Raw genomic sequence first — 25939 nt, 5'->3', positions numbered from 1 at the left:
TATGTAAAAGGAGATAAGGCACTTGCAACCATGGGTTTATATTGTGCTAGTAGGTGTCGCCGCTATTCTTTATGCCCTTTTACTTCCCGCACGTGTAAAGGAAGGAAAAGCTAATCAGCAAAGCCTCAAAGAAACAGAGGCTGCGCTCGAGCTATATATGGCAGACATAGAGCGCGAGAATGAGGAACTGGTACAATTAGTTAGTAGTATTAAACAACAATCGCAAACTAATCATAATGTACTGCAGGGACGGGTTAATGAATTACAGCGTCAAGTGGTAGAGTTGCAGAACAGCTCTTTAAAGCTAGAAGCACGAGTGGCCGAGGAAGAGAAGGGTTTGAAAGAACTTGCAGTGTCAGTTGAACAAAGTTCTAAGGTTAAAGTTGGTGTTAACGAAGATCCGTCTCTCCCAGCAGAGATGAGTTCAGTGTCGCCAGATGTGAAAGCGAAACCTATTAGTTCGATAAAATTACGTTACCCAAGATTGTTTGAACTGCATGAGCAGGGCAAATCGATAGACTCCATTGCCAAGACGGCTGGACTTCAGCGAGGGGAAGTGCAACTGATTCTGCAACTTGCCAAACAGGAGGAATCGGTATGATTAAGAACCGTTCATTCTTGTTCGGGCTAGGCACAGGACTAATTACTGGCGCTTTATTACTTCAATTAATGATCTCCGGTGGAGCGGCTCCACTTACCAAAGAACAAGTTCTACAGGGTGCGGAGAAATTGAATATGAAAGTCATCGATGAAGCTGCAGAACCTTCCTCGGTGGAAGCTGAGAATGATAATAAAGAGGAAATCACAGAGACCGGGGGGCCGACCGCAGAAAGCAAGGAGAACGTCAGCCCCTCTGCGCCGGCTGCTGCAGCCTCCCCCACGCCGGCAGTGTCACCTACAACGCCTGAGAGCTCTGATAAAGCCATTGCGCCAAACAAGCCATCTACGCCTACTGACGGGAAGGTTGAGCAGCCAAAGATCACTCCAAAAGCTAGTGCCGCTCCAACCGCTGTAGCACCTGTAACGCCTAAAGTCACAGCAAATGCTAGTGTTTCTGTTCGGATTCCATCTGGCAGCACATTGACCGCAACAACAGATATTTTAGCGAAGGCTGGCGTCATTAAAGATAAGTCTACTTTTCTAGAGGCTGCAAACAAACGTAAGATTAATACCAAAATTCAATCCGGTTCTTATAGCTTTAATAAGGGAGAGAGTATTGACTCCATAATAGAGAAATTAATAACTTTAAAGTGATCGTTGCATACAATGAGATAATATGGTATAGTAATTGACGGTGTTAAAACACACGCCGGTTGATTTCGACAAGGGGTGCTTTCTTCTGAAGAAAGTCTTGCTGAAAGATGACGCATGGCGGAGGAGACACACAATAAACCAAACTTAGGAGGTGTGTGAAGATGGCAGTAATCTCCATGAAACAGCTTCTAGAAGCTGGGGTACACTTCGGTCACCAGACTCGTCGTTGGAACCCAAAGATGGATCGTTATATCTTCACTGAAAGAAACGGAATTTACATTATTGACTTGCAAAAAACAGTCAAAAAGGTAGAGGAAGCTTACAACTTTGTAAAAAGCGTCGCTGGTGACAACGGCACAATCCTATTCGTAGGAACAAAGAAACAAGCTCAAGATTCCGTAAAAGAAGAAGCAGAACGTTCCGGTATGTTCTTCATTAACCAACGTTGGTTGGGCGGAACTCTTACCAACTTCCAAACTATTCAAAAGCGTATTGATCGCTTGAAGAAATTGGAATCTTGGGAAGAAGACGGTACTTTTGAAGTACTACCTAAGAAAGAAGTTATCCTTCTTCGCAAAGAAAAAGATCGTCTTGAAAAATTCTTGGGCGGTATCAAAAACATGAAAGGTCTTCCAAGCGCGCTGTTCATCATTGACCCGCGTAAAGAGCGTATTGCAGTTGCAGAAGCTCGCAAATTGGGTATTCCAATCGTAGCTATCGTTGATACTAACTGTGATCCAGACGAAATCGACTACGTAATTCCAGGTAACGACGACGCTATCCGCGCTGTTAAATTGTTGACTGGTAAAATGGCAGACGCTGTTGTTGAAGCTCACCAAGGCGAAGACACAACTACTGCTTAAGTAGCGACTAACACATACAAGAACTTAAATGAAAAGGGTGGTTGGCAGGTGGATAACCTCTCACTGCCCTTTTTTTAGGATAAAGGCCTTGAATAATGTAAGAAAACGACAATTACCTGGAGGGAATAAACAATGGCAGTTGATGCAAAAGCAGTAAAAGAACTTCGTGAAAGAACAGGCGCTGGTATGCTTGATTGTAAAAAAGCGCTTGAAGAAGCTAATAACGATATCACAAAAGCAGCAGAATTGCTTCGTGAAAAAGGTCTGTCCGCAGCAGCAAACAAAGCAGGACGCATTGCTACTGAAGGCGTTGTAGAATCTTACATCCACGCTGGTGGCCGTATCGGTGTACTTGTAGAAATCAACTGCGAAACTGACTTTGTTGGTAAAACAGATTCCTTCAAGGAATTTGCTCGCGATATCGCTATGCAAATCGCTGCAGCAAATCCGCGTTATGTTCGTCGTGAAGAAGTTCCACAAGAAGATGTTGAGAAAGAAAAAGAAATCCTGAAAGCTCAAGCTTTGAACGAAGGTAAGCCTGAGAAAATCATTGAAAAAATGGTTGAAGGACGTATTGGTAAATATTACGAAGAATATTGCTTGCTTGAGCAAACTTTCGTTAAAGACCCTGACAAAACAATCTCCCAATTGTTGAATGAAAAAATCAGCACAATCGGAGAAAACATCTCGATCCGTCGTTTTGCTCGTTTTGAACTAGGCGAAGGTTTGGAAAAGAAAGTGGATAACTTTGTTGAAGAAGTTATGGCACAAGTTAATCAATAATAGTTTGATCATAAGTGTGAAGAATTGAATAAAGGCAAGCATCAGAAGAGCGGAACACGTACACGTAGTGTTCCGTCTTTTGCAGAAAGTGAGGGTATACATTTGGAACAGCCGGTATTTAAGAGAGTAGTCCTTAAGGTAAGTGGAGAGTCTTTGGCAGGACAAAACGGATATGGTATTGATGCCGACATGATTATTTCCATCGCTGAACAGATCAAGGAAGTTGTAGAGCTTGGCGTTCAGGTTGCGATTGTTTGTGGCGGGGGGAACATTTGGCGCGGGATCGCGGGCAGCGCAAGCGGCATAGATCGCGCTACTGCAGATTATATGGGCATGCTAGCAACAGTAATGAACTCACTTGCACTGCAGGATGCATTGGAGCAAATCGATGTGCCAACAAGAGTACAGACTTCGATCTCGATGCAGCAAATTGCTGAACCATACATTCGTCGTCGTGCGATTCGCCACTTGGAGAAGGGCCGTGTTGTTATTTTTGCAGCAGGCACAGGTAATCCATTCTTCTCAACAGATACTACTGCAGCACTTAGAGCGGCAGAGATCGAAGCAGAAGTTATTCTGATGGCGAAAAATAAGGTTGATGGAGTATATTCTGCTGATCCGTTCAAAGATAGTACAGCTGAGAAATTCGAACAGCTTACTTATATGGATGTTCTGAACAAAAACCTCGGTGTTATGGATTCAACAGCTTCATCTTTATGCATGGATAACAATATACCGCTCATTGTATTTGCCATTACAGAACAAGGCAATATCAAACGTGTCGTTCTCGGTGAGAAGATCGGAACGATTGTTAAAGGGAGTGTAGATTAATGCCACAATCGGTCAAAAAAAATGCTGAAGAGCGTATGGAAAAAGCGATTTCATCGCTAAAACGTGACTTGGCGACATTACGTGCAGGACGTGCAACAACATCACTTCTCGATCGTATTCAAGTTGAATATTACGGGGCACCTACTCCAATTAATCAGCTGGCCAACATTAGTACTCCGGATTCCCGGACACTGTTGATTCAGCCGTGGGACAAAACATCGATGTCTGATATTGAACGGGCGATCATGAAATCCGATATCGGATTGACACCTGCCAATGACGGCACCATTATTCGTCTTTCTATCCCTCCGCTGACTGAAGAGCGTCGGACGGACTTGGTTAAGCTGACTAAGAAGTTTGGTGAAGAAGCGAAAGTAGCGATCCGCAATATTCGCCGTGATGCCAACGATGATATTAAAAAGATGGAGAAAAACGGTATCTCTGAAGATGAGTCCCGTGGCCATCAGGAAGACATTCAAAAAACAACGGATAAGTTCATAGCCGAAGTTGACAAAGTGCTTGTTTCCAAAGAAAAAGAGATTATGGAAGTTTAATGATATTCAAGAGACTTAAGGCCCCTCCGTTAATGGTGGGGTTTGTCTCTTTCTGATAAGAGCTTGGAGGAAACGGAAATGATCAAACGGATTCAAGCGTGGCTGAGCCGTAAAGACAGGCAACAGTCAGTCGAGATTTCACCGGATAACATTCCCCGGCATGTGGCTGTGATAATGGATGGAAATGGACGCTGGGCTAAACGGCGCGGCTTACCGCGCGTTATGGGTCATCAGAACGGCATGAAGGCTGTCAAACGTGCTACGATCGCTGCAGACGAATTGGGTATTAAATACTTAACGATGTATGCGTTCTCGACAGAAAACTGGATACGCCCGAAAGAAGAAGTCGATTACTTGATGCGTTTGCCTGGGGAGTTTCTGGCGATTGAGCTTGATGAGCTAATCGAAAAGAATGTTCAAGTACGCATGATGGGTGACGCTGATGCTTTACCTTCATATACCCGTAAGGCTATGGAAGAGGCGGTAGCTCGAACAAAAGAGAATACTGGATTGATCTTAAATTTTGCTCTTAACTATGGTGGACGCAATGAAATAGAAGGCTGTATGCGCAGTTTAGGGAAAGATATCCAAGCTGGTATATTGTCGCCAGAAGAAATTACATCAGAGTTGATTAGCAACAGACTATTAACTGCTGGTTTACCCGATCCTGATTTGCTGATACGTACAAGCGGAGAAATTCGGCTTAGCAATTTTATGTTATGGCAGATTGCCTATAGTGAACTGTGGTTTACTGATGTGTACTGGCCTGAGTTCGACAAAGAGCATTTGCATCAGGCCGTTGCTGAATATCAACGACGAACACGCCGTTATGGTGGACTGAAGTAGCTTGTTAGGAGATGGAACCTTTGAAGCAGCGATTGATTACCGGAATTGTTGCCGGAGTATTATTTTTAGGGTTATGTGTACTGGGAAACTGGCCGTATCAGGTTCTGCTTATTGCTATGGCTCTTATAGGTTTTTATGAATTTGTCAAAATGATAGGTATTCCTACGCTTTCCGGTACTACTGTTCTGGGTTACGCAGCTATTCTAAGCTTCATGATCCCATGGAATTTGCTTGGTGTTTCTGAGCCGTTATCCTGGGAGCAAGGGATTTGGATTCTGCTGTTATTGTTCCTTCTGGTCACCGTTTTTACTAAGAATAAATTAGATATTCGAGTAACAGCGTTGCTGTTTACTGGTATAGTATACATTGGAATGGGATTTTCTTATATGGCCGTGGCTCGTGCATCGGATGACGGACATGGTTTGTTCTGGACTTTTTTGCTCCTGTTCTGCATTTGGGGCAGTGATGCGGGAGCATATTTTGTAGGCAGAAGCTTTGGTAAGAACAAGCTCTGGCCGGCCATCAGTCCTAACAAAACGGTGGAAGGTGCTGTTGGCGGGGTACTGATCTCGATGCTTATTTCTATCGTGTTTGCGCTGCTTGCTCCTGAACACTTGACGATAGGACGAGCATTGCTTATTGGGCTTTCTTGTGCGATATTAGGACAGCTTGGAGATCTTGTGCAGTCAGCTTATAAACGTGCGTATGGCATTAAAGACTCAGGTACACTTTTGCCAGGGCATGGCGGTATTCTTGATCGATGTGACAGCTGGATTATCGTATTTCCATTCGTACATATTGTAATGCTTATGCCTTACTATTAAACGAAGGGAGAGAGAGTATAACTATGAAAAAAATAAGTGTTCTAGGTTCGACGGGTTCGATCGGCACTCAGACTCTAGATGTCATCGCAATGCACCCAGACTCTTTTGAAGTAGATGGCTTGGCGGCCGGAACAAATACAGCATTATTACTGGAGCAAGTTCGTCGTTTTAACCCGCGTAGAGTCTCTGTGGCAACGAAAGAGCTGGCAGATGAGATTAGATCCAGCCTACCTTCTGGTATAGAGCTTTACAGTGGGAATGAAGGGCTTGTGGAAGTGGCGGCTGGCGGCGATGCTGAAATGGTCGTAACGGCTGTTATGGGAAGCGTAGGGCTTCAATCAACACTAGCGGCAATTGAAGCCGGCAAACATATTGGACTCGCCAATAAGGAGACATTAGTAACGGCCGGACATTTGGTCACTGATCTTGCGAATCGTAAGGGAGTTAAGCTGTTGCCGATTGATAGTGAGCATTCAGCTATTTACCAATGTCTCAATGGTGAGAATATCTCTGATATTGCCTACATCACTTTAACAGCATCCGGCGGCTCATTCCGTGACTTTACGCGTGATCAGCTTAAGGATGTGACGGTAGAAGATGCGCTTCGTCATCCGAATTGGAGCATGGGCGCGAAAATAACGATAGATTCTGCTACAATGGTGAACAAGGGCCTAGAGGTTATTGAAGCACATTGGTTATTCGGTCTTCCGTATGAACAAGTGAATGTGCTGCTGCACCCGGAGAGCATCATTCACTCTTATGTTGAATTCCGTGACAGCAGTATTATTGCCCAGCTTGGCAATCCCGATATGCGTGTCCCGATTCAATATGCACTTACTTATCCAGATCGTTGGGAATCTCCGGCACAGCGTTTATCGTTAGCTGAGATAGGACGTTTGACCTTCCGTGAAATGGACTTTGAACGTTACCCTGCACTGAAGCTAGCGATAGATTGTGGAAAAGCTGGTGGAACGGCGACTACGGCTTTCAATGCTGCAAACGAAATAGCTGTTGCTCGATTCTTGAGTCATGAGATCTCGTTTCTGCGTATTGAGGAGATTATCGGAGAAGTGCTAGATCGTCATAATAACGATCATAATCCGAATCTGGAACAAATTGAATCCTGTGATAGACGTGTTCGAGAACTGGCAGCTACGCTGTAGAACGTAGAAAGATCTCCTTTTAAAAATATAAGAAAGTATAAGTTTCACTTTATACATTATCCTTATATTTCTCGCGTAAACGCGTACCGTCTCCTTAAGGGACACCGATGGCGTTATTGCTTGACTGGAAATACTTACTTTGCCCTAAAAATAGGTTGGGACAGTTGATTCTCTTGTGCCTGATCGGAGAATAATGATAAATTAAGAGGACATACTTCGGTCTTACACCTAAAGGGGGATGATACGTTTGGAAATGGTTCAGGTCGTTTTTTTAACGGTGCTCATGTTTTTTGTACTTGTGACTGTACACGAATGGGGTCACTATTATTTTGCCAAACGCGCCGGTATTCTCGTGAGGGAATTTGCTATCGGTTTCGGTCCGAAACTGTTTTCTTATAAACGGAATGAGACTCAGTTCACTCTTCGCTTACTGCCTTTTGGCGGTTATGCCCGAATGGCTGGTGAAGATCCTGAGATTGTTGAGATTGGTTCTGGACAGACCATTGCGGTAAGGCTCGGACAAGACAATAAAGTTAAAAACATTTATCTGGATGCACTAGACACCCGTAGAAATGTTATCCGTGGTGAGGCGTTGAATACCGATCTCGAAGATAAATTGCAGATTACCTTAGATGTGGACGGAGAAGTTACTACTTATGATGTTCATCCGCAAGCGATGATGATTAAAGGGACGCAACAGACACAAATTGCACCTAAAGATCGTCAATTCGGCAGCAAGACCGTGGGTCAGCGTGCGTTGGCTATCGTTGCGGGTCCTGTGATGAACTTTCTGTTAGCCTTTGTACTCTTCGCCATCCATTTGCAAATGGTCGGTATTCAAGTTGAAAATCCTACTTTTGTTAAAATTGGCGACGTCTCCGAAGGAATGCCTGCGCAAGAAGCAGGACTCCAAAAGGGCGACATCATTGTCTCCATCAATGGTGAGAAAATCGGTGCTGATTACCAAAAAATGATTAGCTTGACCTCGGAGTCCAAAGGTAAAGAAATGAACTGGACGCTGCAACGGGGAGAGGAAACCCTTAACGTCACGCTAGTTCCTCGTAGTATGGAAGGACAAGAAGGCGGTAAAATAGGTATTACTCCTGAGCTGCCTACTCGTAAAGCTGGTTTTGGCGAGACGATAACAGGTTCAGGAAAAGCTATGGTCGATACAACAGAAGCTATCTTTTTGGGCTTTAAACAATTGATCAATAAATTCAATATGGATGATATTGGAGGTCCGGTCCGTACGTTTGAGGTAACCGGTCAAATTGCTCAACAAGGTATTCAGTATCTTACATACTGGGCCGCTATTTTGAGTCTATATCTGGGGATATTTAACCTCTTGCCGATTCCGGCACTCGATGGAAGCCGTCTGGCATTCCTAGGTGTAGAGGCACTGCGTGGCAAACCTGTGGATCCGGGTCATGAAGGCATGGTTCACTTTGTAGGTTTTGCACTGCTATTTTTATTAATGATTGCTGTTACGTATAATGATATTTTACGTTTGATCAGCGGCTAATTTTCTTCGGGAGGCATTCCATTACATGGCTAAAGATAAACAATTCGTTACGGAAATCACGCCGCAAAGCGAGGATTTCTCACGCTGGTATATTGATGTTATTAAAAAAGGAGACTTGATGGATTACTCTCCTGTTCGTGGCTGTATTGTATTTAAGCCAGAAGGCTATGAAATATGGGAGCATATTCAGGAGGAAATGAACCGTCGCCTCAAGGAAACTGGACATCGGAACGCTTATTTTCCGGTGTTCATTCCGGAGAGTTTCTTTCAGAAGGAAAAGGATCACATTGAAGGCTTTAATCCAGAGCTGCCATGGGTAACAGAAGCGGGTGGTGACGTACTTGAGGAACGTCTCGCAGTTCGTCCTACTTCAGAGACCATGTTCGGCCACATGTACTCCAAATGGATTCAATCCTATCGTGACCTTCCTGTACTTATCAATCAATGGGCGAACGTGGTTCGTTGGGAGAAACGTACATTACCATTTATCCGCACGACTGAGTTTCTTTGGCAAGAAGGGCATACCGCACATGAGAATGAAGCGGAAGCTCGTGAAGAAACTATGCGGATGCTGGATAACTACCGTGATTTTGTCGAGACCTATCTTGCCATTCCGGTAATTACCGGACAAAAGACACCTTCCGAGCGTTTTGCCGGTGCGGTAGATACGTATTCTATTGAAGCGATGATGAAGGATGGACGCGCTGTTCAGGCTGCTACTTCACATTACCTCGGCACCAAGTTTGCCACAGCTTTTGAGATTCAATATTTAAGCCGTGACAATAATTTGGAGTATGTACACACTACTTCATGGGGCTCAACGACTCGTTTGATTGGCTCCTTGATTATGGTACATGGAGATGATCGCGGTCTTGTTCTGCCGCCTAAGGTAGCTCCAACGCAAGTTATTATGATTCCTATCGGACCTCCTAAGACCCGCGAAGCTGTGATTGGGCGGACGGACGAGCTGTTCAAGGAATTGAAGAATGCTGGCGTTCGTGTACGTGTAGATGATCGCTCAGATGTTACTCCAGGCTGGAAGTTTAATGAATATGAAATGCGTGGAGTGCCAGTACGTTTGGAGCTTGGACCACGCGATATGGAGAATGGCGTCTGCGTTCTCGTCTCACGTGTCACCGGTGAGAAGAAGGTTATTCAACAGGAAAACCTCGTAGAAGAGGTTCAAACAATGCTTGAACAGGTTCACAACGAAATGTTCGAACGTGCCCTGAAATTCCGCGAGGACCACTTCTATTCTGTGGATTCCTTGGAGGAAATGAAGGCTTCGATGGATGAAAAACGTGGATTTGCTCTAGCTGGATGGTGTGGTTCCGAAGAATGCGAGTCCAAAGTTAAGGAAGAGACAGGTGCGGGTAGCCGCAATATTCCTTTTGATCCAGCGGAGACTAAGCAAGTCTGCATTTGCTGTGGCCAACCAGCCAAGCATACTGTGGTTTTTGCAAAGGCATATTAATCTTTAGGCACCGATCAACAGTCTTGTAGTATTTTAATTTAGCTTCTGGAGAGAGGAGTCGGCGGGCCGTAAGAACCCAATGCTTTTTGAACCCAGAAGCTTTTTAAAATATAAGAATTTATAGGCTTTCGCTATAAATTATCCTTATATTTTTACGAGAAACAGTTGTCGTCTTTAAAAGATGAAAACATTGTTTCTTCTTATCATATTGTACTTTCACTGTATATCATGGATAGTTTTAACTGGGTTATTAAAGGTAGGAGGAAAGCATGGAACAAAACCAGGAGAGAAGAAAAAGATTCGAGCTCTTGATGAAGCAGGGTGAAATACCGCCTGCAATCATGGATCCCTACTTTTTAGACGGGTATATAGAACGTGTTGAGATCAGTCGCGGCAACCGAGACTGGCAAATCGTTATTACGAAAGAAAGTCTGGTTCCAGCACAGGTATATCGGACATTTTGCCTTAGAATGCGCGAGAAGCTACAGCATATAGCTAAAGTAAGCTTTTTGTTCCTATATGATGAGAAGGTTAGTAGAGCGGAGCTTGTCCAAGAATATTGGGGACTGTTTCTGGAGTGGGTGCATCGGGAGATTCCATCGGTAAACGGCTGGCTGACCCGCTCCTCACAGGAGCTTAAAGAGGACACTTTAATGTTAACGATGAGTGATTCCACCTCGATGGAGCTGGCTCGCAAAAAAGGCATCGATGGAGCAATTATTAAATTTTATGATAAATATTTCGGTCTCTCCTTAAAAGTTAAATTACTAATGGCGGAGAACGAAAATAATAATGTTGAAGCATTCGAAGAATTTCAGCAAAAGCTTCAGCAAGAACAACGCGAGATTGTTGAGCAGATGATGACTGCTGTGGAAACAGAAGCTCCTGCTGATGATAGCGATCCTAATGAAGTAATTAAGCTTCAAGTGGGGTATGAAATTAAGGAACAAGCCGTGCCGATTCTTGAAATTCAAGATGAAGAGAAGAAAATTACAATTCAGGGTACCATTTTTGGTCTGGATCGTAAGGAGCTTCGCAATGGCAGTACCTTGTTCACTTTCAGTCTGACCGATTTTACGGATTCTTTACAAATGAAGATGTTCGCGAAGACTAAAGATGATCTGAAGGTTATGAGTCAGCTAGCTAATGGCAAATGGGTAAGAGCACGCGGGAAAGTTGAATATGACCGTTTTATGCAGATTCCTGAGCTCGTGATGATCCCTTCGGATTTAACGGAAGTTAAGGCACCGCCTGCGCGTAAAGATACTGCTCCTAAGAAACGGGTGGAATTCCACCTTCACACTACGATGAGTACGATGGATGCAGTCACTCCGATCACTACCTATGTCAAAACAGCTGCCCAGTGGGGTCATCCTGCGATTGCTATTTCTGATCACGGCGGCGTTCAGGCTTTTCCGGATGCAAACCATGCAGCTCATAAGCATAAGATAAAAATGATTTATGGTGTGGAAGCTAATGTTGTGAATGATTCTGTGAATATTGTCGAGAACGCTCAGCCTTTGGACTTGAAGACAGCTACCTATGTAGTGTTTGATATAGAAACCACGGGTTTATCGATTACCCGCAATAATATTACGGAGCTGGCGGCCATTAAAATGTGCGAAGGCAAAGAAGTAGACCGTTATTCTACTTTTGTGAATCCGCATGAGAAAATTCCTTATCATATTCAGCAATTGACCAATATTACGGATGAAATGGTTAAGGATGCTCCTGATCTTGAGCCAGTGCTGCGTAAGTTTGTTGAATTTGTGGGTGACAGTATCCTTGTAGCTCATAACGCCAGATTTGATATGGGTTTTATTCAGGCCTCGTTACGTAAAATAGGTGAACCTGATCTTCCGAATCCATCTCTTGATACGCTTGAGCTCGCACGGTTACTATATCCAAGCATGAAGAATCACAGGCTGAACACATTAGCCGATAAATATAAAGTTCTTCTGGAAAGCCATCACCGAGCGATTGATGATACCATAGCACTCGGCGGCATATTAACAGGATTGCTCGCAGATGCTGAAAAGATGAAGGGCATGACCCGCCTTGATCGACTAAATGATTATGTGGGTAATGATCTTTCGAACACAAGACCGTTCCACTGTAATATTTATGCACTTAATCAAATAGGCAAAAAAAATCTCTATAAGCTCATTTCCATGTCACATACAGAATATTTCAAGCGTGTACCTTGTATTCCGAAATCCAAGCTGGAAGAGCATAGAGATGGACTGCTCGTGATTTCCGGTTGTGAACGTGGAGAGTTTTTTGAAGCAGTACTCAACAAAACGACTGAGGAAGCCATGGAGGTTGCTCATTTTTATGATGTGCTGGAGATTCAGCCATTGACCATGTACATGCACTTGGTGGACAAGGGCTTTGTAGCAGGTCCTGATGAGCTTCGCGATGTAGTCCGGAAGGTTTGCGAAATAGGGGAACAGTTGAATAAACCTGTTATCGCAACTGGGAATGTGCATTATCTTGAACCCCGGGACAAGCTGTATCGTGATATTACGATTAATGGGATCACAGGCTTTAGTCCGCTTAAAGATCAACGTAAACCGGATGCACACTTCCGCACAACGGATGAAATGCTGTCTGAATTCGAATTTCTCGGTGCTGAAAAAGCGATAGAAGTCGTTGTCACAAATACAGTTGAGCTGGCGGAGCGTTTTGAAGAACTGGAGCTATTTCCAGATAAGCTATTTACACCAATTATTGACGGTGCGGACGAAGAAATTCGCGAGACCTGCTACAATACTGCCAAATCCATTTACGGTGAAGAGCTGCCTGAGGTAGTTATTGCCCGTTTGGAGAAAGAGCTTGCACCGATTATTAAATACGGATTCTCTGCCAACTATTTGATTTCTGAACGTCTCGTTAAAAAGTCAAATCAGGATGGGTATCTCGTAGGCTCGCGGGGTTCCGTAGGTTCTTCTGTAGTCGCTACATTTCTTGGGATTTCAGAAGTTAATCCTTTGCCTGCGCATTATATTTGCCTAGACCCCAAGTGTCGCCATAGTGAATGGTTCCTGGACGGTAGTGTGCGGAGCGGATTCGATTTACCAGATAAAGTCTGCCCGGATTGCGGTCAGAAGCTCAAAGGTGAAGGCCAGGATATTCCGTTCGAGACCTTCCTTGGATTTAAAGGGGATAAAGTTCCCGATATCGACTTGAACTTCTCAGGGGAATATCAGCCGAATGCACATAACTTTACTAAAGAAATGTTTGGTGAAAAAAATGTATTCCGTGCCGGAACGATTGGTACCGTAGCTGAAAAGACTGCCTTCGGATTTGCAAAAAAATACGAAGAACTGCACCAGAAACGTTGGCGTGGAGCTGAAGTTGGCCGTCTGGCGGCTGGCTGTACAGGCGTTAAACGTAGTACGGGACAGCATCCGGGTGGTATAGTCGTTGTTCCAGACTATATGGAGGTAGAAGATATTACGCCAGTACAATTCCCGGCGGATGATGTCAATGCTGAATGGAAGACCACACACTTTGATTATCACGCTTTTGACGCGAATTTGCTGAAGCTTGATATTCTGGGTCATGATGATCCGACGATGATGCGGATGCTTCAGGATTTGACAGGTGTTGATCCTACTTCTATCCCGATGAATGATCCGAAAGTAATGAGCATGTTTAACTCTACAGATGCACTTGGAGTGAGACCAGACGAGATCAGATCACTGGTTGCGACCTATGGTGTGCCCGAAATGGGTACTAAGTTCGTACGTCAAATGCTTATTGAGTCGAAGCCGTCCAGCTTTGCTGACTTACTGCAAATATCAGGTTTGTCTCATGGGACTGGAGTTTGGCTTGGTAACGCTCAAGAGCTTATAAAGAATAACACTTGTAACATTAAGACCGTTATCGGTTGTCGTGATGACATCATGCTCTTCTTAATTTATAAAGCGGGAATGGATGCGAGCTTGGCCTTTAAAATTACCGAGAGTGTTCGTAAAGGTAAAGGTTTGTCTGACGAATGGATCGAGGAAATGAAAAAGTGCAAGGTCCCACAATGGTATATTGATTCTTGTCTGAAGATTCAATACATGTTCCCGAAGGCACATGCTGCTGCATACGTAATTTCTGCAGTACGTACCGCCTACTTCAAGCTGTATCATCCTATTGAATATTATGCGACTTATTTCTCTGTACGTGCAGCGGATTTTGATATTGAATTGTGCTGTAAAGGGTATGAAGCCATCAGCCGTCAGATCGTAGAAATTGAGCAAAAAGGATTTCAAGCTTTGCCCAAGGAAAAGGCTATGTTGCCTGTCCTTGAGATGGCTTTGGAGATGACAGCACGTGGGTTTACATTCAAGAACATTGATCTTTACCGCTCAGAAGCGAATAAGTTTATTGTTGATGACAAGAGTTTGATTCCTCCGTTTTCTGCTTTAGCGGGAATTGGTGAGAATGCTGCTATCAACATAGCTGCTGCGAAAGATGCTGGCGAGTTCCTGTCTATTGAAGATTTCCAGCAGAAATCAAAGGCAAGTAAGACGGTTATTGAGCTGCTGACCGGCATGGGCTGCTTCCGCGGTTTACCGGAGAGCAATCAACTTTCCCTATTTTAAAGGCTTTAACAACCCTTATTTCATGGCTAGAAAAGAGTGCTCCAAAGGGGGAGTCAAGGGCTAGCACTTGTCAGTCCAGTTTCCCTATGGTATAATTTCTTTGGTAATAATGAGATAAGTCCGTTGTGTAAAGAGTGGGGAAACCCACTCTTTATCTTTGGTATATAGCAAAAGACAAGTTCGTGGAGGTAATTTTCTTTTGAGCACACCCAAATCTAAAATTAAACAAACGGTAGAGCAGATGCTCGGGCCCTATCTCGACGACAATGGTTTCGAACTGGTGGACGTTGAATACGTGAAGGAAGGCTCCAATTGGTTTCTGCGTATATTCGTAGATAAAGAAGGCGGCATTGATATTGATGACTGCGGGATCATTAGCGAATATTTCAGTCAGAAGTTAGATGAGAATGATCCTATTCCTGAGGCATATTTCCTTGAGGTATCCTCGCCGGGAGCAGAGCGTCCTCTCAAAAAAGCTGCGGATGTAGCTAAAGCGGTAGGTAAGGACGTGTATGTGACTGTTTATGAGCCGATTCAAGGACTCAAAGAATTTGAAGGTCGTTTGCTCTCGTTCGAGAACGAGGAACTGCTCATCTCCGCGGGCAAAAAAGAACATGTAGTACCGTACGCCAAGGTCGCAAGTGCGAGATTGGCCATTATTTTTTAACGTCTTGAAAGGGGGGCCGGAAATTCATGAGTATGGAGTTTATTGAAGCAATGAATGAGCTGGAGAGGGAGAGAGGCATCAGTAAAGATGTGCTGTTTGAAGCGATTGAAGCGGCGCTGATCTCTAGTTATAAACGTAATTTCAATGCAGCACAGAACGTGCGTGTTGACATGAATCGCAATACAGGTGTCATTAAAGTGTTTGCCCGCAAGTTAATTGTTGAGGAGGTCCTGGATACAAGGACTGAAATCTCATTGCCGGCAGCCAGAGAAATTAACCCGCATTTCCAGCTGGAAGATATCGCTGAGCTTGAAGTGACACCTCGTGATTTTGGACGTATTGCCGCACAGACTGCTAAGCAGGTTGTAACTCAACGGATTCGTGAAGCAGAGCGTGGACTTATCTATAATGCTTTTATCGACAAAGAAGATGATATCGTTACTGGACTAGTTCAACGTCAAGATATGCGGAACATTTACATTGATCTTGGTAAAATCGAAGCGGTTCTTCCGCTTAGCGAATTGATGCCAGGTGAAAAGTTCAAACAAAGCGAACGCATCAAGGCTTATATCACAAAAGTTGAGAATACAACAAAAGGTCCGCAGATTATGCTCTCCCGCAGTCATCCTGGATTACTTAAGCGTCTGTTCGAGCTTGAAGTTCCTGAAATATTTGACGGTGTAGTTGAGATTCGTTCTGTAGCTCGTGAAGCTGGCTTCCGCTCGAAGATTGCTGTGTACTCCCGCAATCCAGAAGTAGATCCCGTTGGTTCTTGCGTAGGTCCAAGAGGCACACGCGTTCAGACCATCGTTACTGAGCTTCGCGGTGAGAAGATCGATATCGTCCGTTATTCTGATCTGGTGCAGGAATATGTTGCGAATGCACTTAGCCCTTCAAAGGTTCTTGAAGTTCAAGTCTTTGAAGCGGAGAAGATGGCGAGAGTTATCGTTCCTGACTATCAATTGTCATTGGCTATCGGTATTAAAGGGCAAAATGCACGTCTTGCCGCTAAACTTACCGGCTGGAAAATTGATATCAAGAGTGAAACTCAAGCGGAGCAGGAATACGGCAGACCGAAATCTTCTATTGATGAAATGCATCAGGATTCCGTCTCCATAGATTAATTAACCTGCTTGACGGGAGGCGTTTGTTATGAAACAAAAAAAAGTGCCGCTACGTAAATGCGTTGCTACCCAAGAGATGATGCCTAAAAAAGAGCTGATTCGTGTGGTAAGAACGCCTGAAGGTGAAGTGCTGATTGATCTGACGGGTAAGAAGTCAGGCCGTGGTGCTTACATATGCGGCAAGCTTGAATGCTTTCAGCTGGCACAAAAGAACAAAGCACTTGACCGGGCATTGAAATGTCAAGTGAGTCCTGAAATCTACGCCCAGCTAGCCCGGGAGTTTACTTCCGTGGAAGAGCAGTTTCTAGCAGCAAAGGATAGTGAGGATAATGAGTAAGGCGCTTTCTTATTTAGGGCTTGCCATGAGAGCAGGCAAGATAGTCACCGGTGACGAGGCTGTACTCAAAGCTGTACGGTCTTCAGAGGCGAAGCTGGTCGTTCTGGCAGGTGACGCTTCAGATAATACCCAAAAAAAGTTCCGTGATAAATGCGGAACTTACGATATTCCACTAGTAATCGCATTTCACCGGGATGAACTCGGTGCAAGTATTGGTAAAGACCAGCGTGTAGTACTGGCCATTACGGATAAAGGATTCGCGGAAATGATCTCCAAGCAACTCGGAGATACTGTCGGAGGTGGATTTATTGACTAAAGAAGAGAACAAAGATAAATTGCGCGTGTACGAATACGCAAAGTCACTAAACATGAGCAGTAAAGAAATTATTACTATTCTGAAGCGTTTGAATGTCCCCGTGAATAATCATATGAGTGTCATGGAGAATGGATCCGTGAACAAAGTTGAACAGTTCTTTAAGGATATCAAATCAAACGCTGCAGCCAAGCGGGATACCGGCACCAGCAGCCGGCCGGTAACAACCGGTGCGGTAACAGCCGAACCTCAAAGTGCTCAGAATGCCAACAAAAATCAACAGGAAAAGCAGGTAGGTATGAACAGTAACCAAAACAACAACCAATCGACGACGTCCCCAAGGCCCCAAAGCGGACAAGATTCCCGCAGAACACAAACAGGTTCAACGCAGAATGCACGTCCGCAACAAAGCGGTGCTCCACGTACTAACAGTACTAGCAGTACTAGTAGCAGCCGCCCGCAAGGCAGCACTACTGGCGGCAATCGCCCACAAGGTAGCAACACAAGTGGCAGCCGTCCGCAAAGCAGTAATACTGGCGGCAACCGTCCACAAGGTAGCAATACCGGTGGCAGCCGTCCGCAAGGCAGCAATACTGGTGGAAGCCGTCCACAAGGCAGTAACACAAGTGGCAGCCGTCCGCAAGGACAAAGCAGTGCACCGCGCACTGACAGCCGTCCACAAGGTCAATCTGGCACAGGCGGAGGTTTCACCCGCGGTGATGACAGAGGTCCCAAAAAGAACACAACTGGTGGCAGACCGAATAATAATCAAAGACGTTTCGATGATGGTAAAGGTGGTAACTACCGCGGTCGTGGTGGTAAGAATGGTCGTGGCAAGAACCAACCAATGGTACACCGCGAGAAGATCGATAACACACCTAAGAAAATCATTGTTCGTGGCAGCATGACCGTTGGTGAAACAGCGAAATTGCTTCACAAGGATGCTTCTGAAGTAATCAAAAAGCTGATTTCGATGGGTGTTATGGCTACCATCAACCAAGAACTTGATATCGACACCATTTTGCTGCTCGCTGCTGAATTTGGCGTAGAAGTAGAAGTGAAGATTCCTGTTGACGAGGACAGCTTCGAAACAGTGGAAGAGAATGACAATGAAGAGGATCTTCAGACTCGTCCTCCAGTAGTTACTATTATGGGTCACGTTGACCATGGTAAAACTACACTGCTTGATGCTATTCGTTCGACCAATGTGACGCTAGGCGAAGCTGGCGGAATCACTCAGCACATCGGTGCTTATCAAGTCGAGATCAACCAAAAGAAAATCACGTTCCTTGATACACCTGGTCACGAAGCATTTACTGCTATGCGTGCTCGTGGTGCACAGGTTACGGATATGACAATTATCGTAGTAGCTGCTGATGACGGTGTTATGCCTCAGACCGTCGAAGCTATTGCACACGCTAAGGCTGCTGGACTTCCGATTATTGTCGCTGTTAATAAAATCGACAAACCGGGTGCAGATCCTGATAAGGTGAAGCAAGAGCTTACAAGTTATGAACTTGTTCCTGAAGAGTGGGGTGGAGATACCATCTTCGTTAACCTCTCTGCGAAACAACGTATTAACTTGGAAGAACTGCTGGAAATGATCCTGCTCGTAGCTGAAGTTAATGAGTACAAAGCGAACCCTGACAAACGGGCACGCGGTACTGTTATAGAAGCTGAGCTTGATAAATCCCGTGGACCAGTTGCTCGTATACTCGTTCAAAACGGTACGTTGAAAGTCGGCGATGCTTTTGTAGCAGGTAACTGCTTCGGACGTGTACGTGCGATGGTCAATGATAAAGGTCGTAAGATCAAAGAAGCTGGACCATCTACTCCAGTAGAAATTACTGGTTTGACTGAGGTGCCACAAGCTGGCGATCCGTTTATGGCTTTCGAAGACGAGCGTAAAGCGCGTGCGATTGCTGATAGACGTTCCACTTCCCAACGTCAATCTGAACTGAATACGAACACCCGTGTAACTTTGGATGATCTGTTCCAGCACATTAAAGATGGCGAGATCAAAGACCTTAACGTGATCATCAAGGCTGACGTTCAAGGTTCAGTCGAGGCGCTTAAAGGATCCTTGGCTAAGATCGAAGTGGAAGGCGTACGCGTGAAGATCATTCACAGCGGTGCTGGTGCGATTACTGAATCCGATATTACGCTTGCAGCAGCATCTAATGCTATCGTTATCGGCTTTAACGTTCGTCCAGACGCACAGACCAAAGCAGCTGCTGAGCAAGAAAAAGTAGATGTTCGTCTGCACAACATTATCTACAATGTAATTGAAGAAATCGAAAGTGCCATGAAAGGTATGCTCGATCCTATCTATAAAGAGAATGTTATCGGTCACGCCGAAGTTCGCAGCGTGTTCAAAATCAGCAAAGTGGGTACCATTGCAGGATGTATGGTTACTTCCGGTAAAATTACCCGTAATGCTGAAATGCGCTTGATCCGTAGCGGAATCGTAGTGTTCACAGGTAAGGTTGATACTTTGAAACGTTTCAAAGATGATGCCAAAGAAGTGGCGCAAGGTTATGAATGTGGCATAACTTTGGAACGCTATAATGACGTCCAAGAGGGCGACATTATCGAAGCGTTTCTTATGGAAACTGTAGAGCGCTAAGCGAAGAGGTGAATATAGATGTCTAAAATTAGAGCAGGACGAGTGGGCGAGCAGATCAAGAAAGAGCTTAGTCAACTTATCCAAAGCGGTCTGAAAGACCCTCGAATCGGTTTTGTAACTGTAACTGGCGTAGACGTGACTAACGATCTATCGCAAGCCAAGGTATACCTAAGCGTGTTCGGGGATGAAGAGCAGAAGTCAGACTCACTTAAAGCGATTGAGAAAGCCAATGGTTTTCTTCGCTCAGAGCTTGGCAAGGCCATTCGCCTTCGGCATACACCGGAGCTGATCTTCAAGATCGACGAATCTGTCGCTTATGGCAGTCATATTGAGAAGCTTCTTGGAGAGCTTCATAAGAACGATTAGAAATAAGTGATTAAAGTGGGGTTCAAAATAGCGTTATGCTATTTTGAACAACCTTTAAAAAGGAGACGGCGAATGCAGAGCTATGAACAAAGTCTCCAGCAGACCCGTGAGTTTCTGCTGGAACACGACGATTACCTTGTAGTGTCGCATGTTCAGCCGGACGGAGATGCAGTCAGCTCCACCCTTGCGGTGGGCTGGCTTCTCTCATGTCTGGGCAAAAAATACACTATGCTGAATGAAGGACCAATCCCGAAGCGAATGGAATACCTATGGCATTCGGATGAAATCATCAATATGGCCTCTAGTGAACCGCCCCGTCAATACAGCAACGTCATCTGTGTGGATTGTGCGGATTTTCAGCGAGTAGGGCTGACAAATCGCTATTTTGCGAATGAGGCTCTTATCCTGAATATTGATCACCATCCAACAAATAACGGTTATGGATTCGTTAATTTAATCAAACCGGATGCAGCTGCGACAGCGGAAATTTTGTTCGACCTGCTGAAGACATTCGAGATCGAATGGGATATTGATATCGCCACAGCTATATATACGGGTCTGTTAACAGATACCGGTGGTTTTCGTTATACCAACACATCACCAAAAGTAATGGCAGCTGTATCTGAGCTATTATCCCTTGGAGTTAACGGTCCTGAACTCGCTGAGACCTTGCTTGAAGAAATGACGCTGCCACAGGTTAAAATATTAAATAAAGCCTTAAATACGCTGGAATTATCTCCTGAAGGAGATATTGCCTGGCTATATGTTACACCCGAGCATATGATCGAATGTGCTGCTGCTAATGAAGATTTGGAAGGAATCGTGAACTACCCTCGTAATATTCGGGGCGTGGAAGTAGGCATTCTTTTTAAAGTTATTCACGAACATGCGGTCAAGGTTAGCCTACGTTCTGCCGGTAAAGTAGACGTGGCTGCATTGGCGCAAACGTTTGGAGGCGGCGGTCATACCCGTGCTGCAGGTGCGCGTATAGAAGCTACGCTTGAAGAGGCAATAGCTCAGGTGCTTGAGGAGGTAAGACGTCATTTATGAGTGAATTAGAAGGTGTTCTGGCGGTTTATAAACCGGCAGGCTTCACTTCACATGATGTTGTAGCCAAGGCACGTCGTATTCTCGGCATGAAACGGATTGGTCATACGGGGACACTAGATCCCCAAGTGACGGGTGTATTGCCGCTTTGTCTGGGACGTGCGACTCGCGTTGTGGAGTATATTCAGGAGCTGCCCAAAGAATATGTGGCAACACTGAGACTGGGGATGTCCAGTGATACTGAAGACTTAACTGGAACCATTACGGAAACTGTAGATGAGGTTCATGTAACTGAGGAAGAGATTCTTGCAGTGCTTGCCTCTTTTAAAGGCGTAATTTCTCAGGTTCCTCCCATGTACTCTGCGGTGAAAGTAGACGGCAAACGTCTTTATGAATTGGCTAGAGAAGGCAAAACCGTTGAACGGAAAAGTCGTGAAGTAGAGATTTATGAAATCGAAATGACGGATATGACTTGGGAAGGTAATCATCCCGACATCACTTTCCGGGTATTATGCTCCAAAGGCACGTATATTCGTACACTTTGTGTTGATATCGGTCGTGCGCTTGGGCTGCCGGGTGTAATGGTGAAGCTGGAGAGAACAATGTCGGCAGGAATTTCTGCCAGCCATTGTTTATCCCTTGAGGATATTGCCGCGCACAAGGAAGCCGGAACATTGAAAGATCATTTAATCGCTGCAGATGAGGCAATCTCGCATTTGCCAAAGCATACCGTTATGGATGAGAAGAAGAAGGCAGCACTGCAGGGTCAACGTTTGTCTTCGCGGTTCATTGCTCCAGAAGTGAAGACAGCAGGTCAAATTCGGCTATACGATCTTCAGGGATTGTTTCTTGGCATTTATGAGCTGGAAGAGACAGGTGCTATTGCCCCAGTAAAAGTGTTTGCACAAGCTTAAATCAATTTTACCAAGTGAATTGTAGGTGAGAAACAGCGTGAGAACCGTAACGTTAACCTATCCGATGTCGCCGGAGACTGCTGCCGAATGGGCACAACCTCAAGTGGCTGCTCTAGGGCAGTTTGACGGCCTGCATCGTGGACATGCCAGCGTCATTACATCCGCTGTGGCCTTAGCCCGTAAACAAGGTGTGCCGGCTGCAGTCCTTACATTTCATCCTCATCCCAAAGATGTTATGGGTAAGGGGGATTATGAAGGGTACTTGACGCCACCCTTTGAAAAGCAAGAGATTCTTGCCAGCATGGGTGTAGATATCCTGTATGTTATTGAATTTAATGAGCAGCTTTCCCGGGTTAGTCCACAGAATTTTGTCTCTGTTATGCTTTTGCCGCTACATATTGTAACTGCAGTTGTTGGCTTTGACTTTCGCTTTGGCTACCAAGGTGAAGGTGATGTTGAGATGCTTCGCAAGCTGGGTGAAGGTGTTATGAATGTGGAAGTTGCTCCTCCTTTTCTGCTTGAAGGTGAAAAGGTTAGCAGCTCCGGCATTCGCAAAAGTCTCCAAAATGGAGATCTGGGACTGGCAAACTCCTGGTTCGGACGTTGCTATCATCTGCGTGGTGAAGTGGGGCATGGTGAGAAGAGAGGCCGCACAATTGGTTTTCCAACTGCCAATTTGAAGCTCAGTGATCATTTTGTCATTCCAACCAAAGGTGTATATGCGGTCCGAGTCTTTTATAAGGATAAAGTTCTGTACGGGGTTATGAATGTGGGTGTTAAACCAACCTTTCATGAGGGTGTGTTGACTCCGAGCTTTGAGGTTCATCTGTTTGACTTCGAGGGTGACCTGTATGATCAAGAGCTTAAGGTAGAATTGGTATCTTACATTCGTCCAGAACGGAAGTTTGACTCCATTGGGGCATTGATTACTCAGATTGGCGAGGATGCAGAAACTGCAAAGAAGATTCTGGAGTATAATTTATAGTCATCCCGGACAAGCCGTTTACTTTTGTTAATGGAGATGCTATACTAAGTAACGTTGCTGGCTTACAGCATCATAACCTTAGCTTGGTTGCATGTTCTCACCGACGGTGACGAGGCTAGTGGCGATTATATTGAAGGAGGTGAACAGGATGGCATTAACTCAAGAACGTAAACATCAATTGATCGACGAGCACAAAACTCACGAATCCGATACTGGATCCCCTGAGGTGCAAGTTGCTATCCTAACGGAGAACATCGTTAATTTGACTGACCACTTGCGTACGCACAAGAAAGATCATCACTCCCGTCGTGGATTGTTGAAAATGGTTGGACAACGTCGTAAACTTCTGGCGTATTTGAAAAACAAAGACATCAGACGTTACAGCGCCCTGATCGAAAGACTGGGATTGCGTCGTTAATTTTCCATAAGATTACTCTTAAAGCAGCCTGGTTGTATACCGTATGTCCTTCTCGGAGCGACAGCGGGACAGCTGGGTTGCTTTTTGAAAATTTAGGGAAAACTAAATATTAGGATCGATGAGATTATTCGCAAAAACGGCGACTTTACTTTTCAGTAAGGCCCAGCCGTTTCTTCTTATATGCATACAGAATAGGCAGACTCCCATTGGGACAAGCCTTTCCGATTCATTTAGATCGATATGTGAACCTGCTATTTTAGACTGCGGGTCTACTACTATTCAAGGAGGTATTTATGGAAAAACGTGTAGAAATGCAGCTGGGTGGAAGACGCCTTGTGCTGGAAACGGGCCGCCTGGCTAAACAAGCAAACGCAGCCGTTATGGTTCGTTACGGAGATACAGCGGTGCTATGTACAGTTACAGCTTCAACTGAGCCGAAGGATTTGGATTTTTTCCCACTAACAGTCAACTACGAGGAAAGATTATATGCAGTAGGTAAAATTCCTGGTGGTTTCATTAAACGTGAAGGCAGACCTAGTGAAAAAGCAATTCTGTCCAGCCGTTTGACTGACCGTCCAATTCGCCCGCTGTTCCCGGAAGGATTCCGTAATGATGTACAAGTACTTAATCTGGTAATGAGTGTGGATCAAGATTGCACACCGGAAATTGCCGCTATGATTGGTACCTCGGCAGCACTTAGTATTTCTGATGTGCCGTTTGACGGCCCTATCGGAGGCGTGAATGTAGGCCGGATCAACGGTGAATTTATCATTAACCCTGATATTGCACAGCAGGCTATAAGTGATATTTTTCTGACAGTTGCTGGTACTAAGGACGCTATTATGATGGTTGAAGCGGAAGCTAATGAAGTTCCGGAAGAAGTTATGCTGGAAGCGATCATGTTCGGGCATGCAGAAATCCGCAATATCGTAGCTACGATTGAAGAATTGGTTGCAATCGCTGGTAAAGAAAAAATGGCAGTGAAGCTGCATGCAGTTAATGCTGAAGTGAACACTGAGGTTCGTGCATTTGCACAAGCCCGTTTGGTAGATGCAGTTAAGATTGCTGAGAAGCATGCTCGCCAAGAAGCTATTGATGAAGTTAATAATGAGACAGTTACGTATTTCGCTGAGAAATACATAGAAACACCAGAACTTCTGAAGGATGTTAAGGAAGTATTACACGATATCGTGAAGGAAGAAGTTAGACGTCTGATTACGCATGACAAGGTGCGTCCGGATGGTCGTAAGCTGGATGAAATTCGTCCGATCGATTGTGATACAAACCTGTTGCCACGTACGCATGGATCTGGATTGTTTACTCGTGGACAAACGCAAGCACTTAGCGTATGTACGCTTGGCGCACTCGGCGATGTACAAATTCTTGACGGTATTGATCTAACTGAAACTAAACGGTTTATGCACCATTACAATTTCCCTCCGTTCAGCGTAGGTGAAGCACGTCCGCTAAGAGCACCAGGTCGTCGTGAGATTGGTCACGGAGCATTGGGTGAACGCGCATTGTCTAAGGTTATCCCAAGTGAAACAGAATTCCCGTACACTATTCGTCTTGTGTCTGAGGTGATTGAGTCTAACGGTTCGACTTCACAAGCAAGTATCTGTGCAAGTACACTGGCTATGATGGATGCTGGGGTTCCGATCAAAGCGCCAGTAGCAGGTGTGGCTATGGGTCTGATCAAAGATGGCGACCATGTGTCTATTTTGACAGATATTCAAGGCATGGAAGATCATCTTGGCGATATGGACTTTAAAGTAGCAGGTACAGCAGCTGGTGTAACTGCGATCCAAATGGACATCAAGATCGATGGTATTAGCCGTCAAATTCTTCATGAAGCGCTACAACAGGCTAAGGAAGGCCGGATGCACATCTTGGGTAAAATGATGGAAGCTATCTCTGAGCCTAGAGCTAACCTGTCCAAATATGCTCCAAAAATTATTATCATCAACATCAATCCGGACAAAATCCGTGATGTTATTGGTGCTGGCGGTAAAATCATCAACAAAATTATCGAAGAAACCGGCGTAAAAATCGACATCGAACAAGATGGACGTGTCTTTATCGGCTCTTCGGATGAAGAAATGATCCAAAAAGCTCGTTCGATCATCGAAGGCATTGTGCGTGAAGTACAAGTCGGCGAAATCTACGTAGGTACAGTTAGACGGATTGAGAAATTCGGAGCATTTGTTGAACTTATTCCGGGTAAAGACGGATTGGTACACATTTCCCAATTGTCCACTGAGCGTGTGGCTAAGGTTGAAGATGTTGTAGCTGTCGGGGATACAATTACCGTTAAAGTTACCGAAATCGACCAACAAGGCCGGGTTAACCTGTCGCGTAAAGCGGTATTGACTTCGGAAACTGGAGCTAAAGCTTAAGTTTCGATTGTAGAGGTACCTTTTCTTAGGTACC

23 protein-coding genes are annotated in these 25939 nt (G+C 44.8%); all 23 read left to right on the top strand.

Annotated elements, in window-relative coordinates:
* The first annotated feature begins 22 nt into the window (after positions 1 to 22).
* The 23 genes from MHH60_RS22310 to pnp all read left to right on the top strand — a co-directional run bounded on the left by MHH60_RS22310 (position 23) and on the right by pnp (position 25905).
* Positions 23 to 601 carry a hypothetical protein gene (locus tag MHH60_RS22310; RefSeq protein ID WP_076136406.1) on the top strand — a complete coding sequence of 193 codons (579 nt, stop codon included), beginning with the start codon at positions 23 to 25 and terminating at the stop codon, positions 599 to 601.
* Complete coding sequence (locus MHH60_RS22305) at positions 598 to 1254, top strand: endolytic transglycosylase MltG (RefSeq protein ID WP_076136407.1); 657 nt, start codon at positions 598 to 600, stop codon at positions 1252 to 1254. Before MHH60_RS22310 ends, MHH60_RS22305 begins: the two co-directional genes overlap by 4 nt.
* A 161-nt stretch (positions 1255 to 1415) precedes the next feature.
* Positions 1416 to 2117: a 30S ribosomal protein S2 gene (rpsB, locus tag MHH60_RS22300; protein WP_036688493.1), complete on the top strand. Its 702-nt coding sequence runs from the start codon at positions 1416 to 1418 to the stop codon at positions 2115 to 2117.
* 132 nt (positions 2118 to 2249) lie between these two features.
* A complete protein-coding gene (gene tsf / locus MHH60_RS22295) occupies positions 2250 to 2900 on the top strand; it encodes a translation elongation factor Ts (protein WP_036688492.1) in 651 nt (216 codons plus the stop codon).
* A gap of 102 nt (positions 2901 to 3002) precedes the next feature.
* On the top strand, positions 3003 to 3731 hold the full coding sequence (gene pyrH, locus MHH60_RS22290) for a UMP kinase (RefSeq protein ID WP_036688491.1): 729 nt from the start codon (positions 3003 to 3005) through the stop codon (positions 3729 to 3731).
* On the top strand, positions 3731 to 4285 hold the full coding sequence (gene frr, locus MHH60_RS22285) for a ribosome recycling factor (protein ID WP_076127832.1): 555 nt from the start codon (positions 3731 to 3733) through the stop codon (positions 4283 to 4285). The genes pyrH and frr overlap by 1 nt, the downstream gene beginning before the upstream one ends.
* A 78-nt stretch (positions 4286 to 4363) precedes the next feature.
* Positions 4364 to 5131: an isoprenyl transferase gene (locus tag MHH60_RS22280; protein ID WP_076136409.1), complete on the top strand. Its 768-nt coding sequence runs from the start codon at positions 4364 to 4366 to the stop codon at positions 5129 to 5131.
* A 20-nt stretch (positions 5132 to 5151) separates the two neighbouring features.
* A complete protein-coding gene (locus tag MHH60_RS22275; protein ID WP_076136410.1) occupies positions 5152 to 5955 on the top strand; it encodes a phosphatidate cytidylyltransferase in 804 nt (267 codons plus the stop codon).
* Positions 5956 to 5978: 23 nt separating this feature from the next.
* Positions 5979 to 7118 carry a 1-deoxy-D-xylulose-5-phosphate reductoisomerase gene (locus MHH60_RS22270; RefSeq protein ID WP_076136412.1) on the top strand — a complete coding sequence of 380 codons (1140 nt, stop codon included), beginning with the start codon at positions 5979 to 5981 and terminating at the stop codon, positions 7116 to 7118.
* Between the two features lie 247 nt (positions 7119 to 7365).
* Positions 7366 to 8640, top strand: a complete 1275-nt coding sequence (rseP, locus tag MHH60_RS22265; RefSeq protein WP_076127839.1) for an RIP metalloprotease RseP — start codon at positions 7366 to 7368, stop codon at positions 8638 to 8640.
* Between the two features lie 25 nt (positions 8641 to 8665).
* The gene (gene proS / locus MHH60_RS22260) at positions 8666 to 10114 is read left to right on the top strand and encodes a proline--tRNA ligase (protein WP_036688477.1); all 1449 of its coding nucleotides are present in this window, start codon (positions 8666 to 8668) and stop codon (positions 10112 to 10114) included.
* Between the two features lie 269 nt (positions 10115 to 10383).
* Complete coding sequence (locus tag MHH60_RS22255) at positions 10384 to 14712, top strand: PolC-type DNA polymerase III (RefSeq protein WP_076136414.1); 4329 nt, start codon at positions 10384 to 10386, stop codon at positions 14710 to 14712.
* A gap of 199 nt (positions 14713 to 14911) precedes the next feature.
* Entirely contained in the window at positions 14912 to 15379 is a 468-nt protein-coding gene (gene rimP, locus MHH60_RS22250; RefSeq protein WP_076127842.1) for a ribosome maturation factor RimP, read from the top strand.
* 26 nt (positions 15380 to 15405) lie between these two features.
* On the top strand, positions 15406 to 16503 hold the full coding sequence (gene nusA / locus MHH60_RS22245) for a transcription termination factor NusA (protein ID WP_036688470.1): 1098 nt from the start codon (positions 15406 to 15408) through the stop codon (positions 16501 to 16503).
* 28 nt (positions 16504 to 16531) lie between these two features.
* Positions 16532 to 16840, top strand: a complete 309-nt coding sequence (rnpM, locus tag MHH60_RS22240) for an RNase P modulator RnpM (RefSeq protein ID WP_036688467.1) — start codon at positions 16532 to 16534, stop codon at positions 16838 to 16840.
* 25 nt (positions 16841 to 16865) lie between these two features.
* Positions 16866 to 17156 carry a L7Ae/L30e/S12e/Gadd45 family ribosomal protein gene (locus MHH60_RS22235; protein WP_370511500.1) on the top strand — a complete coding sequence of 97 codons (291 nt, stop codon included), beginning with the start codon at positions 16866 to 16868 and terminating at the stop codon, positions 17154 to 17156.
* Positions 17149 to 19779, top strand: a complete 2631-nt coding sequence (infB, locus tag MHH60_RS22230) for a translation initiation factor IF-2 (RefSeq protein WP_076136415.1) — start codon at positions 17149 to 17151, stop codon at positions 19777 to 19779. The genes MHH60_RS22235 and infB overlap by 8 nt, the downstream gene beginning before the upstream one ends.
* 18 nt (positions 19780 to 19797) lie before the next feature.
* Positions 19798 to 20145 carry a 30S ribosome-binding factor RbfA gene (gene rbfA / locus MHH60_RS22225; RefSeq protein WP_076136417.1) on the top strand — a complete coding sequence of 116 codons (348 nt, stop codon included), beginning with the start codon at positions 19798 to 19800 and terminating at the stop codon, positions 20143 to 20145.
* Between the two features lie 72 nt (positions 20146 to 20217).
* Positions 20218 to 21195 carry a DHH family phosphoesterase gene (locus MHH60_RS22220; protein ID WP_076106341.1) on the top strand — a complete coding sequence of 326 codons (978 nt, stop codon included), beginning with the start codon at positions 20218 to 20220 and terminating at the stop codon, positions 21193 to 21195.
* Positions 21192 to 22106 (top strand): tRNA pseudouridine(55) synthase TruB, encoded by a 915-nt coding sequence (truB, locus tag MHH60_RS22215; RefSeq protein WP_076136419.1) that lies wholly within the window; start codon positions 21192 to 21194, stop codon positions 22104 to 22106. Before MHH60_RS22220 ends, truB begins: the two co-directional genes overlap by 4 nt.
* Before the next feature lie 37 nt (positions 22107 to 22143).
* Positions 22144 to 23091 (top strand): bifunctional riboflavin kinase/FAD synthetase, encoded by a 948-nt coding sequence (locus tag MHH60_RS22210; protein ID WP_038571921.1) that lies wholly within the window; start codon positions 22144 to 22146, stop codon positions 23089 to 23091.
* 148 nt (positions 23092 to 23239) lie between these two features.
* Positions 23240 to 23509 carry a 30S ribosomal protein S15 gene (gene rpsO / locus MHH60_RS22205; protein WP_036656390.1) on the top strand — a complete coding sequence of 90 codons (270 nt, stop codon included), beginning with the start codon at positions 23240 to 23242 and terminating at the stop codon, positions 23507 to 23509.
* A gap of 293 nt (positions 23510 to 23802) precedes the next feature.
* Complete coding sequence (gene pnp, locus MHH60_RS22200) at positions 23803 to 25905, top strand: polyribonucleotide nucleotidyltransferase (protein ID WP_076136420.1); 2103 nt, start codon at positions 23803 to 23805, stop codon at positions 25903 to 25905.
* Positions 25906 to 25939: the final 34 nt, after the last annotated feature.

Source organism: Paenibacillus sp. FSL H7-0716 (assembly GCF_038002705.1).
Classification (GTDB): Bacteria; Bacillota; Bacilli; order Paenibacillales; family Paenibacillaceae; genus Paenibacillus_AQ; species Paenibacillus_AQ odorifer.
The sequence above is the reverse complement of the archived record's forward strand: the minus strand, read 5'-3'. Positions and strand labels throughout refer to the sequence as shown.

Bases quoted from the DNA above. Each gene is read 5' to 3' on its own strand.
- MHH60_RS22305 (WP_076136407.1), top strand. From the start codon at position 598: ATGATTAAGAACCGTTCATTCTTGTTCGGGCTAGGCACAGGACTAATT.
- rpsB (WP_036688493.1), top strand. From the start codon at position 1,416: ATGGCAGTAATCTCCATGAAACAGCTTCTAGAAGCTGGGGTACACTTC.
- tsf (WP_036688492.1), top strand. From the start codon at position 2,250: ATGGCAGTTGATGCAAAAGCAGTAAAAGAACTTCGTGAAAGAACAGGC.
- frr (WP_076127832.1), top strand. From the start codon at position 3,731: ATGCCACAATCGGTCAAAAAAAATGCTGAAGAGCGTATGGAAAAAGCG.
- MHH60_RS22280 (WP_076136409.1), top strand. From the start codon at position 4,364: ATGATCAAACGGATTCAAGCGTGGCTGAGCCGTAAAGACAGGCAACAG.
- MHH60_RS22270 (WP_076136412.1), top strand. From the start codon at position 5,979: ATGAAAAAAATAAGTGTTCTAGGTTCGACGGGTTCGATCGGCACTCAG.
- proS (WP_036688477.1), top strand. From the start codon at position 8,666: ATGGCTAAAGATAAACAATTCGTTACGGAAATCACGCCGCAAAGCGAG.
- MHH60_RS22255 (WP_076136414.1), top strand. From the start codon at position 10,384: ATGGAACAAAACCAGGAGAGAAGAAAAAGATTCGAGCTCTTGATGAAG.
- nusA (WP_036688470.1), top strand. From the start codon at position 15,406: ATGAGTATGGAGTTTATTGAAGCAATGAATGAGCTGGAGAGGGAGAGA.
- rnpM (WP_036688467.1), top strand. From the start codon at position 16,532: ATGAAACAAAAAAAAGTGCCGCTACGTAAATGCGTTGCTACCCAAGAG.
- MHH60_RS22235 (WP_370511500.1), top strand. From the start codon at position 16,866: ATGAGAGCAGGCAAGATAGTCACCGGTGACGAGGCTGTACTCAAAGCT.
- rbfA (WP_076136417.1), top strand. From the start codon at position 19,798: ATGTCTAAAATTAGAGCAGGACGAGTGGGCGAGCAGATCAAGAAAGAG.
- MHH60_RS22220 (WP_076106341.1), top strand. From the start codon at position 20,218: ATGCAGAGCTATGAACAAAGTCTCCAGCAGACCCGTGAGTTTCTGCTG.
- truB (WP_076136419.1), top strand. From the start codon at position 21,192: ATGAGTGAATTAGAAGGTGTTCTGGCGGTTTATAAACCGGCAGGCTTC.
- rpsO (WP_036656390.1), top strand. From the start codon at position 23,240: ATGGCATTAACTCAAGAACGTAAACATCAATTGATCGACGAGCACAAA.
- pnp (WP_076136420.1), top strand. From the start codon at position 23,803: ATGGAAAAACGTGTAGAAATGCAGCTGGGTGGAAGACGCCTTGTGCTG.